Origin of the sequence: Stutzerimonas chloritidismutans (assembly GCF_038562055.1) — a bacterium.
Taxonomy (GTDB): Bacteria; Pseudomonadota; Gammaproteobacteria; order Pseudomonadales; family Pseudomonadaceae; genus Stutzerimonas; species Stutzerimonas chloritidismutans_A.
In genome coordinates this window covers 92,490-105,193 of sequence record NZ_JBCFXD010000006.1, presented here as the reverse complement: position 1 = coordinate 105,193, position 12,704 = coordinate 92,490, and the positions used below count along the sequence as shown (strand labels likewise).

At 62.1% G+C, this 12,704-nt stretch carries 8 protein-coding genes; 4 read left to right on the top strand and 4 right to left on the bottom strand.

Annotated features, from left to right (window positions below):
- Window positions 1–3: 3 nt before the first annotated feature.
- Window positions 4–2,718 carry a cation-transporting P-type ATPase gene (locus AAGW23_RS11295; protein ID WP_342406585.1) on the bottom strand — a complete coding sequence of 905 codons (2,715 nt, stop codon included), beginning with the start codon at window positions 2,716–2,718 and terminating at the stop codon, window positions 4–6.
- A gap of 200 nt (window positions 2,719–2,918) precedes the next feature.
- Here AAGW23_RS11295 and AAGW23_RS11290 point away from each other — a divergent pair, with 200 nt between their 5' ends.
- The 3 genes from AAGW23_RS11290 to AAGW23_RS11280 all read left to right on the top strand — a co-directional run bounded on the left by AAGW23_RS11290 (window position 2,919) and on the right by AAGW23_RS11280 (window position 6,076).
- Window positions 2,919–3,599, top strand: a complete 681-nt coding sequence (locus AAGW23_RS11290; RefSeq protein WP_342406584.1) for an SDR family oxidoreductase — start codon at window positions 2,919–2,921, stop codon at window positions 3,597–3,599.
- Window positions 3,600–3,857: 258 nt separating this feature from the next.
- Window positions 3,858–4,949, top strand: a complete 1,092-nt coding sequence (locus AAGW23_RS11285; protein WP_342406583.1) for a BMP family ABC transporter substrate-binding protein — start codon at window positions 3,858–3,860, stop codon at window positions 4,947–4,949.
- Between the two features lie 152 nt (window positions 4,950–5,101).
- Window positions 5,102–6,076, top strand: a complete 975-nt coding sequence (locus tag AAGW23_RS11280) for a 2-oxoglutarate and iron-dependent oxygenase domain-containing protein (RefSeq protein WP_342406582.1) — start codon at window positions 5,102–5,104, stop codon at window positions 6,074–6,076.
- Between the two features lie 123 nt (window positions 6,077–6,199).
- Here the strand turns inward: AAGW23_RS11280 and betA are convergent, their stop codons facing one another.
- The 3 genes from betA to betT form a co-directional block, all read right to left on the bottom strand.
- A complete protein-coding gene (betA, locus tag AAGW23_RS11275) occupies window positions 6,200–7,876 on the bottom strand; it encodes a choline dehydrogenase (RefSeq protein WP_342406581.1) in 1,677 nt (558 codons plus the stop codon).
- Window positions 7,877–7,931: 55 nt separating this feature from the next.
- Window positions 7,932–9,404, bottom strand: coding sequence for a betaine-aldehyde dehydrogenase (gene betB, locus AAGW23_RS11270; protein WP_342406580.1), 1,473 nt, complete (start codon window positions 9,402–9,404; stop codon window positions 7,932–7,934).
- Between the two features lie 96 nt (window positions 9,405–9,500).
- On the bottom strand, window positions 9,501–11,567 hold the full coding sequence (gene betT, locus AAGW23_RS11265; protein WP_342406579.1) for a choline BCCT transporter BetT: 2,067 nt from the start codon (window positions 11,565–11,567) through the stop codon (window positions 9,501–9,503).
- Window positions 11,568–11,975: 408 nt separating this feature from the next.
- Here betT and tsaA point away from each other — a divergent pair, with 408 nt between their 5' ends.
- On the top strand, window positions 11,976–12,674 hold the full coding sequence (gene tsaA, locus AAGW23_RS11260; RefSeq protein ID WP_342406578.1) for a tRNA (N6-threonylcarbamoyladenosine(37)-N6)-methyltransferase TrmO: 699 nt from the start codon (window positions 11,976–11,978) through the stop codon (window positions 12,672–12,674).
- Window positions 12,675–12,704: the final 30 nt, after the last annotated feature.

Below are 12,704 nucleotides of genomic sequence, written 5' to 3'. Positions count from 1 at the left end.
CTCTTACAGACCGAGGCCCAGGCGCCGCAGTAAAGCCTTTTCAATCTCCAGGATGACCAGAACCGCGAGCCCGGCCAGCACCACCACCAGCCCCGTGAACAGCGATAACGCCTCGGACTCGAACAGCGACTGCATGAAGGGCGCGTAAGTGAACAGCAGTTGCAGGGCGAACACGCCAAATACCGCAACCAGCACCCGCGGCGTACCTTTCACGCCTTCCCGAGTGAACGAAGGCGCCTTCAGGTAACGCACGCTGAACAGATAGAAGACTTCCATGCAGACCAGGGTATTGACCGCCACGGTACGCGCCGCCTCGACCGTTGCGCCCTGGGAAAGCATCCATTGGTACATGCCGAAGATACCCGCCAGGAATAGTGCGGACACGAAGAAGATTCGCCAGATGACGAACCGCGACAGCATCGGTTCGTCCGGACGTCGCGGCGGACGCTGCATCACGTCCGCCTCGGTCGGCTCGAACGCCAGCACCATCGCCAGTGCCACCGAGCTGACCATGTTGACCCACAGGACCTGTACCGGCGTAATCGGAAGCGCGATACCGAGCAGCACCGCCAGCAGCAGCGACAGCGACTCGCCGCCGTTGATCGGCAGCAGGAACGTTACGGTCTTACGCAGGTTGTCGTAAACCGTTCGGCCTTCCTCCACGGCATGCGCAATCGAAGCGAAGTTGTCGTCCGCCAGCACGATCGCACCGGCTTGCTTGGCCGCCTCGGTGCCCTTCATGCCCATGGCCACACCGACATCCGCCTGCTTCAGCGCTGGCGCATCGTTGACGCCATCGCCGGTCATCGCGACCACGTCGCCGTTGGCCTGTAGTGCACGCACAAGTCTCAGCTTGTGTTCCGGGCTGGCGCGCGCGAACACGCGGGCCTCGGCCACCGCGCGGCGCATAGTGGCTTCATCCATGTGCTCCAGCTGCGGCCCGGTGATCGCCTGGATCCGGTCACCCATACCGAGCTGCCTTGCGATGGCGCTGGCCGTCACGCCGTGGTCACCGGTAATCATCACCACCCGGATGCCGGCAGCGCGGCACTGCGCGACGGCGCGTATCGCCTCCTCGCGGGGCGGGTCGATAATGGCAACCAGCCCCAGCAGGGTGAGCGCGCTGGCGACATCGGCATGTTCGAGCATGTCCTTGTTGCCGGGCAGTCGGCGCCGAGCGAGCGCCAGAACGCGGCGACCGGCTTGCGCCTGCGCCTCGACTTTCTCGTGCCACAGCTCCAGTTCCAGGGGCCGCTCCTCGCCATCGACCATCATCTGGTTGGCACACATGGCCAGAATGCGTTCAGGAGCCCCCTTGACCAGCACCTCGCTCCCATCGTCCGTCGCGTGCAGCGTCGCCATGAAGCGATGCTCGGACTCGAAGGGGATCACATCCAGCCTTGGCCGATCGACGTGCAGATTGGTCGGCGACAGTCCTGCCTTCATCGCCAGCGTGAGCAAAGCACCCTCGGTGGGGTCACCGGCCAGGGTCCACTGCTGCTCGTTCTCGTGCAGACTGGCGTCGTTGCACAAGGCAGCCGCGTGCATCAGCGCACTGAGCGCCGGAGAACGCGCCAGCAATGCGGCGGGTTCGATTGCCGCGCCGTCAACCGAAAGCGCACCTTGAGGCGCATAACCGGCACCTTCGACTTCCAGCGACTGGCCGGCGCAGATCACCTCCTGCACCGTCATCTCGTTACGCGTGAGCGTGCCGGTCTTGTCGGAGCAGATCACCGTCACCGAACCCAGGGTTTCCACGGCGGGTAGTCTGCGGATTACCGCACTGCGTGTCGCCATCCGTTGTACGCCGATGGCGAGGGTGATGGTCATGATTGCCGGCAGCCCTTCCGGTATGGCTGCCACTGCGAGCCCCACCGCCGCAATGAACATTTCACCGGTGCCCATGCCACGTACCAGCGTCCCGAACAGGAACAGCAGCGCGCTGGTGGCGAGAATCACCAGTGTTTGGATGCGGCCGAATTCCTCCATCTTGCGCAGCAGCGGCGTAGTGCCCTGCTCGACGGACTCCAGCATGCGACCGATGCGACCGATCTCTGTCGCCGCGCCGGTGGCGACAACCACCGCGCGGGCCTGCCCTTGGGTCACCAGCGTGCCGGCGTACCCCATGCAGAGACGATCACCAATGGAGGCGTCATCAGCCACCGCCTCGACCTGTTTGTCCACCGGAACGGACTCGCCGGTGAGCGCCGCTTCGTCGATGCGCAGGTTACGGGCCTGCAGCAACCGCACGTCTGCCGGCAGGCTGTCGCCCGAGGCCAGCAGTACTACATCGCCGGGGACCAGCTCGGCGGCATCGACGTCCTGTTGACGCCCCTCGCGCAGCACCACCGCATGTGGTGCCAGCAGGTGACGGATCGCCTGAAGCGCCTTTTCCGCCTTGCCTTCCTGCACGAAACCGATGGCGACGTTGAGCACGACTACAACCAGGATCACGAAGGTATCGACCCAGTGCCCCATCAAACCGGTCACCACTGCGGCCGCAATCAATACATAGAGCAGCACGTTGTTCAGATGGCGCAGCAGCCGTTGCAGCACACTTGCAGGTTTGGCTTCTTCGAGACGGTTCGCTCCGTGTCGAGCGAGCCGTTCCTCTACGCTTTGGCGGCTGAGCCCGGCAGCCGAAGACTCAAGCTCACGCAACGTCTCGTCAGCCTCGCAGGCATGCCAGCGGCGCGATTGGATTTGCTGTTCGGGCATTGGATCCCCCTTGGGGTTGATTCGCGGTGCCGAATGCGGCAATGCAGTGGTCTCATGAGAGCCGAATAAAGATCAACATAGCTATCGCGGGGACACGCGTTGCAACACAGAGGCCGCGGTCGAGTGTCGCAACCGTCCCGCACGCGCCGATGTCGTTGCGCCGCGCTATGCTTGCCTCCCTTCCACCTCAAGGATCTCTCATGCAAAAAACTGTACTCGTGATTGGCGCCTCCCGGGGTCTGGGCCTTGGACTGGCCAAGCAATTTTCCAACGAGGGCTGGCAGGTGATTGCCACGGTTCGCAACTCGCAACAGGCCGACGCGCTCAGCCAGATTCCTCGGGTGCGTGTGGAAACGCTGGACATGACCGATGCCGCAAGCGTCGAGGCATTAGCCAGGCGGCTGGCGGGCACACAGCTGGACGCTCTGTTCGTCAACGCCGGCGTCGCCGGTCCGCAAAACAAGCCGGCCACCCAAGCGAGCGAAGCGGAAGTCGGTCAGCTGTTCTTCACCAATGCCGTCGCCCCGCTGCGCCTGGCCGAACATCTGCTGTCACTGGTGGATGACAAACAAGGCGTCGTGGTGTTCATGAGCTCGATCCTGGGCAGCGTCGAAACCGGCCCAGGCATGGGTATGTCGCTCTACGGTGCGAGCAAGGCCGCGCTCAATCACATGACCCGCACTTTCGTGGCGGAGTTGGGCGAGACCGGGCTGACTGTGCTCTCGATGCACCCCGGTTGGGTAAAGACCGACATGGGCGGCGAGCAGGCGCCACTGGACGTAGAGACCAGTGCACGCGGCATGGTCGAGCAGGTCACCAAGGCGCTGGGCAGTGGCGGCCATCGGTATCTGGACTATCAGGGAGATCCGCTGCCCTGGTGAGGCGGGCAGACACGACGCTGCCCCCTGCACCGGCACGCCTGGCCGCGGGCTCGGCGTCGCTTGAGCCCTGCCCCAGCGCACTGACCTGGGGCACCGCACTCCACCGACGCACCACTTGCGCTCCTGCCTGACCCGCCGCCTGCTGCGCACTCTCCTCTAGCGCCCGCCGTTTCGCCGATCTGTCCATCTGGTCAGCTTTTTGCAATTGGAGTGGCAGCCGCTACGGCTCTCGTCAGCACACACAGGAGCGTCATCTCTATGCATAAGAAATCACGGAACACCTTGCTGCGCGGCCTCGCCGCCGCCATCGGCTTTACCACCGCATTGGCCGCCGGGGCAGCGATCGCGGCCGATCCGCTGAAGGTCGGTTTCGTGTACGTCGGCCCGATCGGCGACCATGGCTGGACCTACCAGCACGAGATGGGCCGCCAGCATCTGGAAAAGGAGCTTGGCGAGCAGGTCGAGACCACCTTCGTGGAAAACGTGGCCGAGGGAGCCGACGCCGAGCGGGTGATCCGCAACATGGCCAAGGGTGGCTATGACCTGATCTTCACCACCTCCTTCGGCTACATGAACCCGACACTCAAGGTCGCCAAACAATTCCCGAAAGTGACCTTCGAGCACGCCACTGGTTACAAACAGGCCAAGAACCTCGGCACTTACCTGTCACGCTCTTATGAAGGCCGTTACGTTGGCGGCTTCCTCGCGGCAAAGATGACCAAGAGCAAGAAGGTCGGCTATATCGCCTCCTTCCCGATTCCTGAAGTGATCCGCGACATCAACGCTATCCAGCTGGCGCTGGACAAGTACAACCCCGGCACCGAAATCAAGGTGGTGTGGGTGAACTCCTGGTTCGATCCGGGCAAGGAAGCCGACGCCGCCAACGCGCTGATCGACCAGGGTGTGGATGTGGTCTTCCAGCATACTGACAGCCCGGCCCCAATCCAGGCCGCCGAGCGCCGAGGTGTCTATTCGGTCGGTTACGCCTCGGACATGGCCCACTTCGGCCCGAAGGCAGTGCTGACGTCTATCGTCAACGATTGGGGTCCGCATTACAGTAAATCGGCGAAAGCGGTCATCGACGGTAGCTGGAAGCCACAGGACTTCTGGGGCGGGCTGGCAGAAGAAACCATCAGCCTGCCGATCAGCGACCTGGTGCCAGCTGAGGTAAAAACCGAAGCAGAACAGATCATCGCCAGCATCCGCAGCGGGGCGTTCCATCCCTTCACCGGCCCGATCAAGGATCAGTCCGGCACTGTGCGCATCGCTGAAGGCGCCACCGCCACTAACGGTGACCTGGCATCGATGGATTATTACGTAAACGGTATCAGCGCTGAGCTGCCGAAGTAACATCATCGGCCACCGCGCCAGCCGCGCCATTCCAGGCGCGGCACCTGGAATTTGCCATGCCGTCCCTCCTCCTGGAGAACCGCTGGCATAGGGCTGAGCCCTACACGGCTGCAGGTACGAGAAGACCGCAGCGATCATTCCTGGAGTCACCCATGCACACACCACTCCCCATTATCGACATTGCGCCGCTCTATGCCGCGGACGAAGACGGCTGGCACGAGGTCGCCCGACAGATCGACACGGCCTGCCGTGACTGGGGCTTTTTCTATATCCGCAATCACCCGATCAGCGCCGAGCGGATCGGCCAGTTGAAAGATGCAGCCGAACAGTTCTTCGGTTTGCCGGTCGAGCAGAAGCTGCAGATCGACATCACCAAAAGCGGACACCACCGCGGCTACGGAGCGATTGCGACCGAGCAACTCGATCCCGGCAAGCCCAGCGATCTTAAAGAGACCTTCGACATGGGTTTCCACATGCCGGGCGATCATCCGGAGGCCCTGGCAGGCAAGCCGCTACGCGGCCCGAATCGCCATCCCGACCTGGAAGGCTGGGAAGCGCTGTTCGAGCAGCACTATCGAGACATGCATGCGCTGGCTTGCACCCTCCTGCGGGCCGTGGCTAATGCGCTTGGCGTCGAGTCGGGCTTTTTCGATGAGCGCTTTGTCGAGCCGATCAGCGTGTTCCGCATGATTCACTATCCCCCACGCCAGACCGCAACGGCACCGGAGCAACAAGGGGCCGGTGCCCATACCGACTACGGCTGTATCACCCTGCTCTACCAGGATCAGGCTGGCGGCCTGCAGGTGCAGAACGTACGCGGAGAATGGATCGATGCGCCGCCAATCGAAGGCACCTTCGTGGTCAACATCGGCGACATGATGGCGCGCTGGAGCAACGACCGGTACAAGTCCACTCCGCATCGGGTGATCAGCCCACTGGGCGTTGATCGCTACTCCATGCCGTTCTTCGCCGAGCCGAACCCTGACACTATTATCAGTTGCTTGCCCGGTTGCCAGAGTCAGGACAATCCGCCGAAGTATCCGAACACGACCTGCAGCGATTACATGCTTTCACGTTTTGCCGAGACCTATGCCTATCGGCGTGAAAGCTCAGCCGCAGCGGGCTAAACACCTCGGCGCCGATGGACATAGAGACGCGAGCATCCCGTTCAGCATCGCCGCTTGATAGCTTAGAAACGAAACTGGCGGGCACACCACGGGCCCGCCAGCCCGTATCGACACCGACGATGCTCAGCCCCGCAAAGGCGCTTTGCGAACCGGCGCCCCATTGGCCACGTAATAGGCGGCCGTGCTGCGCGGCAACGGGTCACGTCCACGAATCCGGTCGGCGATCTTCTCGGCGATCATGATGGTGGTGGCGTTGAGGTTGCCGGTGATGATCTGCGGCATGATTGACGCATCCACCACGCGCAGGCCTTCCACGCCGTGGACACGACCCTGACCGTCGACCACCGCCATCTCGTCCGTGCCCATCTTGCAGGAACAGGACGGGTGATAGGCGGTCTCGGCATGCTCGCGGACGAAAGCGTCCAGATCCGCATCACTCTGGGCCTCCGCACCCGGGCTGAGTTCCTTGCCACGGAAGGGGTCGAGCGCCGGCTGGTTGATGATCTCGCGCGTCAGCCGGATGCCGTCGCGAAACTCCTGCCAGTCCTGATCATGAGCCATGTAGTTGAAGAGGATGCTTGGATCGACATGGGGATCGGTCGAACGAATCTGGATCCGTCCGCGACTCGGTGAGCGCATCGAACCCACATGGGCCTGAAAGCTATGGCCGTCGTGGGCATTACTGCCGTTGTAGCTGACCGCCACCGGCAAGAAGTGGAACTGGATGTTCGGCCACTCGAACGCCTCGCGACTGCGAATGAAGCCTCCGGCTTCGAACTGGTTGCTGGCACCGATGCCAGAGCCGAGAAAAAGCCACTCGGCGCCAATGGCCGGCTGGTTCCACCATTTGAGGGCGGGATACAGCGAAACCGGCTGCTTGCACTCGTACTGCAGGTACATTTCCAGGTGATCCTGCAGATTCTGGCCGACGCCAGGCAAGTCGTGAACCACCTCGATACCGAGCCCCTTGAGCAACGACGCCGGACCAACGCCGGATCGCTGCAGCACTTGAGGTGAAGCAATGGCCCCGCCGCACAGCAACACTTCACGACGAGCCTGAGCGACGGTGGCTTGTTCGCGGCCAGGCAGGTACTTCACACCTACAGCGCGCTTGTTCTCGAAGAGCACACGGTCGGTGACGGCATGGGTGACGATGGTCAGGTTCGGGCGGTCCTTGGCTTGGTCAAGGTAACCACGCGCCGTGCTGGCGCGACGGCCATTGGGCGTGACAGTGCGATCCATGGGACCGAAGCCTTCCTGCTGGTAACCGTTGAGGTCCTCGGTCTTCGGATAGCCAGCCTGCACGCCCGCCTCGACCATCGCCTGGAACAGGACGTTGTTGCCGGGCTTGGGCGTTGTGACGCTGACCGGGCCGTCGCCGCCGTGATAATCGTTGGCGCCGATGTCGCGGGTTTCAGCCTTGCGGAAGTACGGCAGGCAGTTCAGATAGGACCAGTCTTCCAGACCCGGCATGGTCGCCCAGTTGTCGTAATCCAGGGCATTGCCACGGATGTAGCACATGCCGTTGATCAGCGATGACCCGCCCAATCCCTTGCCGCGCCCACAGTCCATGCGGCGATTGTTCATGTGGGGCTCAGGATCGGTCTTGTAGGCCCAGTTGTAGCGCGTGCCTTGCAGCGGATAAGCGAGTGCAGCCGGCATCTGAGTGCGGAAGTCGAGGCGGTAGTCGGGCCCGCCCGCCTCCAGCAGCAGGACGCTGATACCCTCGTCCTCGGTCAGCCGTGCAGCCAGGGTATTCCCGGCAGAGCCGGCACCAATGATGATGTAGTCGTATTCCATGAGTCCTCCTGTCGCGTTGGCGAGCGCTGTCCTGCGCTCGCCTCGGCCTGCTCGCTTAGAAAACCGACGCGAAGTCGCCCAGTTCAACCTGTACCGACTTCAACCGCGTGTAATGCGCCAGAGAGGAGATACCGTTTTCGCGGCCGATCCCGGACTGCTTGTAACCGCCGACGGGCATCTGCGCGGCTGACTCGCCCCAGGTGTTGATCCAGCAGATCCCGGCTTCCATCTGATGGATGATGCGGTGGGCGCGTGCCAGATCGCGCGTGACCACACCCGCAGCCAGACCGTAGTCGCTGTCGTTGGCGCGCCGCACGGCCTCGTCTTCATCGTCGTAGGCCAGCAGGCTCAGCACCGGACCGAAAATCTCTTCGCGCGCGATGATCATGTCGTCGGTGCAGTCACTGAAGATGGTCGGCTCGATGTAGGCGCCACGGCCGAAATCGCCGTTGGTGGCGCGTTCACCACCACAGAGCAGGCGCGCACCTTGCGATTTGCCCTTGGCTATATAGCCGAGCACGTTTTGCATGTGGGCAAAGCTGACCATGGGGCCGAACGTGGTTTGCTCGTCCTGCGGGTCGCCCATGCGGATGCGCTTGACCCGCTCGAGCAGCTTCGCTTCGAACTCGCTCAACAGCGCGCGCGGCACGAAAACGCGGGTGCCGTTGGTGCAGACCTGACCGGAGCTGAAGAAATTGGCCATGACGGCAATATCGGCGGCGCGATCCAGATCGGCATCGTCACAGACGATCAACGGCGACTTGCCGCCCAGTTCCATGGTGACATCCTTGAGCGATGAGCTGGCCGCACTGGCCATGACTTTCTTGCCCGTTGCAACGCCGCCGGTAAAGGACACCTTGGCGATACGCGGATGCTCAGTGATCAACGCACCGATCTCCGCACCCGTGCCGGTCAGTACATTGAACACACCCGCTGGCAAGCCAGCTTCGGTGAAGATTTCGGCGAGCTTCAACGCGCTCAGCGAGGTGACTTCGCTCGGTTTGAAGATCATCGCGTTGCCCGCGGCCAGTGCCGGAGCGGCCTTCCACAGGGCGATCTGGATCGGGTAGTTCCAGGCGCCGATGCCTGCTACCACACCCAGCGGCTCACGGCGGGTATAGACGAAGCTGGTGTCGCGCAGCGGGATCTGTTCGCCCTCGATGGCCGGCGCCAGGCCTGCGTAGTACTCGAGCACATCGGCGCCTGTGACGATATCGACGCTGCGGGTCTCCATCAGTGGCTTGCCGGTGTCGAGGGTTTCCAGCAACGCCAGCTCATCGTTGCGCTCACGCAGAAGGTCGACCGCCTTGCGCAGCACCCGAGAGCGCTCCATGCCGGTCAGTGCGGCCCAGATCTTCTGGCCTTTCTCTGCGCTGACAACCGCTCGTTCCAGGTCAGCACTCGATGCCTGTGCCACTTCGGCGAGAACCTCGCCGTTGGCCGGGTTGACGCTCTCGAAGACGTCTCCACCGCTGGCCTCGACGTAAGCGCCATCGATATAGAGTTGTTGCCGTGGATAACGGGCCATGATTTACCTCTTCGAATGTCCAGGTGGCAATGACCGGATAGGCCATTGCCACGTTTCAGGTACCACGACGAACCTGTAGGTCCGTCGTGGTCGCAGTCACGTGGCGCTTGCGGTACCGGGCTCGGACGAGCCGTCCGCCAGGCTGCCCTTCTCGCGCTGCAGATGCAGGAACTGCATATGGTGTTCATAGTGATCAAGGATGTCTTCGATCAGCTGACGCTTCGAATAGCCCATCAGGTCATAACCCAGGCTGCCCTGCCGCAGGTGCACTTCAAGCCGGTAATAGTGCGCACTGCTGCTGGAGGTGCGCACCGCAAAAGAGGGCATGGAGCTGCGAACGGGCCAGATCTGATAGGTGAAGTCCATTTCGCTGCCCAGATTCACGTTGAGGATCAGGTGCTCGTTGCCGGTCTCGCCTTCGATGATCTCCACCGGCACGCCCTTTTCGCCCAGCGCCTTCTGGATTTCTTCCATGGCCGGACGACATGTCTCCTTGAGGTAGCGGCGAATTTGCGACTGGCTCGGGAAACTCATCGCCCGCGAGAGCCGCTGACTCCAGTTCATGTGGGCATGCTCAAGCGTCGCGCGGCCGGACAGCTGGCCGGAGAGGCTCTTCTGATAACTGTCCGCCATCACGCCTTCAACGTGCAGCGCTTTGAACAGGCCGACCATCATGAACAGAAGCACAATGGAGAACGGTAGCCCCATGATCACCACGGTCCCTTGCAGTGCGCTCAGCCCGCCGGCAATCAGCAGCGCCAGAGTCAGCACGCCGATAATCGCGGCCCAGAGTATGCGCATCCAGACCGGCGCATCGCTGTTTGCGTCCCTGAGAATCGAGGTGAAGTTGGATAGCACCAACGAGCCCGAGTCGCCTGAGGTCACAAAGAACACAATCGCGAGAACGGTGGCGACCGAGGTCGTCAGGCCAGCCGAGGGCAAGCTCTGCAGAAACAGGTAGATCGAGGAGCCAGGATTGCTGACAGCCTGCGCGCCGAACTCGACGGCTCCGTTCATGACCAGGTCGATGGCGCTGTTACCCATGATCGACATCCACGCCATCATGAAGGCCAGCGGCAGCAGCAACGTACCAATCACGAATTCACGGATGGTGCGGCCTCGCGAGATGCGCGCCAGGAACAGCCCTACGAACGGCCCCCACGCGATCCACCAGGCCCAGAAGAATACCGTCCAGGCGTTCAGCCAGTCGGTCGGCTGGTCGTAGGCGTAGGTGTCGAACGACAGGCTGATGAAATTGGAAAAGTAGTCGCCAATGTTCATCACCAGCGCGTTCAGCAGGAAGGTAGTCTTGCCTGCGAACAACACGAACAGCAGCAGCAGCACTGCGAGGAGCATGTTGAATTCGGAGAGCCGACGGATGCCTCGCTCCACCCCGGTCGCTGCCGATATCGCGGAGAACACCACGATCAACACGACCAGCACCGATTGGGTCAGTGTGCTTTCAGGCACACCGAAAATGTAGTTGAGGCCGAAATTGAGCTGAATGATGCCAATGCCCAGACTTGTGGCGATACCGAACACGGTGCCAAGCACCGCGGCTGTGTCGACGGTGTGCCCGATGGCCCCGTAAATGCCTTTGCCAAAGATGGGGTACAGCGACGAGCGGATCGAAAGCGGAAGCCCTTGGCGAAAGCTGAAATAGGCCAGCGACATGCCCACCAGGGTGTAGACGCCCCAGCCAGACAGCCCCCAGTGCAGGAAGGTCAGCTCCATGGCGTGCCGGGCCGCCTGCGCGGTGCCGCCTACGCCTACCGGCGGCTCCAGATATTGGGTGATGGGCTCAGCGATACAGAAGAACAGCAAGTCGATGCCGATACCGGCGGAGAACAACATCGCCGCCCAGGTCACGACATTGAATTCCGGTTTCGAATGGTCAGGCCCGAGCCTGATCTTGCCGTAACGCGAGGTCGCAATGACGATTACGAACAGCAAGTACACCAGCACGGCCAGGAAGTAGAACCAGCCAAAGGTGTTCGAGATCCATCCCAGGACGGTATTGATGACCGCCAGGGAAGGCTCCGTGAAGAACATCGTCCAGATCGCAAACAGTACGATGGCAACCGCCGAACTGTAGAAGACGACCGGGTTGATGCGATCCCGTGTCGAGTCGGTGTGATTGGGTGAGAGCTCAGCCTCGTTCATCAGTTCTATCTCCGGAACTTGTTCTGGCTTTTAGGACATCGCGAAGCGACGAATGCGGCTGCCACGTTTCGCGACTGCCAAAGCGGCTGCACTGCTGCTGCCTTATGCGGGCGACGTCAGGGGCGACGTGCCAAAAACCGCCGTACAGCTCTGGCGAGCACGGCGCTTGAAGGGGTAAAGCGTAGAGCCGTAAAACAAACCTAGCCTATGTTCGAAAAAGGGCGCGCATCCTACACGAATTTTCCGAACGCTGCATGTGTCGGCCGCCTCCGCGCGAGGGAAGTTCGACTCCTAAACAACGCATCTGCGGGGGCTAGCGCGGATTAGATCGATGTTGAAGTCCGGGTGCATGGCGCGAGCCGTTACCGCAACGAGTAAGATGGCAGGCTCCGCGCCTGGATGGTCAGCATGTCCTACTCCGTTTCCCCAATCGGCTTCGTGCACTCCTGTTTCAAAGAGAAATTCACGATTCCGCGCCAGCCGCAGCTGGCACCGGCCGCTCGCGGCGTGCTAGAGCTGGTCGCACCCTTCGACCAGCCCCACGCGCTGGGGGGGCTGGAACAGGTGAGCCATGTCTGGCTACTGTTTCTTTTTCATCAGGCGTTGGAGGCCGAGCCCCGGCTACGGGTGCGCCCGCCACGCCTGGGCGGCAATCGGATGGTTGGCGTTTTCGCAACACGTGCGACACACCGGCCCAACGGCATCGGGCAGTCGGTGGTAAAGCTCGACCGAATCGAGCCAGGACGCCTTCATCTATCCGGGATCGATCTGCTCGATGGAACGCCCGTACTGGACATAAAACCTTATGTCCCCTACGCAGACGTGGTCAGCGATGCCCGTAACGGCCTGGCCGAGGACGCGCCCCACCTTATCGCCGTGCACTGGACCGAATCCAGCCTGCAGCAAGCGCAGGGCGAAGCGGCAAGGCTGGGCGAACCTCTGCAAGCCCTGATCGAGCAATGCCTGGCGCAAGACCCGAGGCCGGCCTACCAGACCCCGGCTCCGGAACGCCGTTACGGTACCCGCCTCTGGGACGTTGAAGTTCGCTGGCATTACCCCGATCAGTCGAGCATAACTGTATTGGAAGTGACACGAGCAGCCAGCTAGGCTGAGCTGAACGCGCAAAACCGCTCAGAA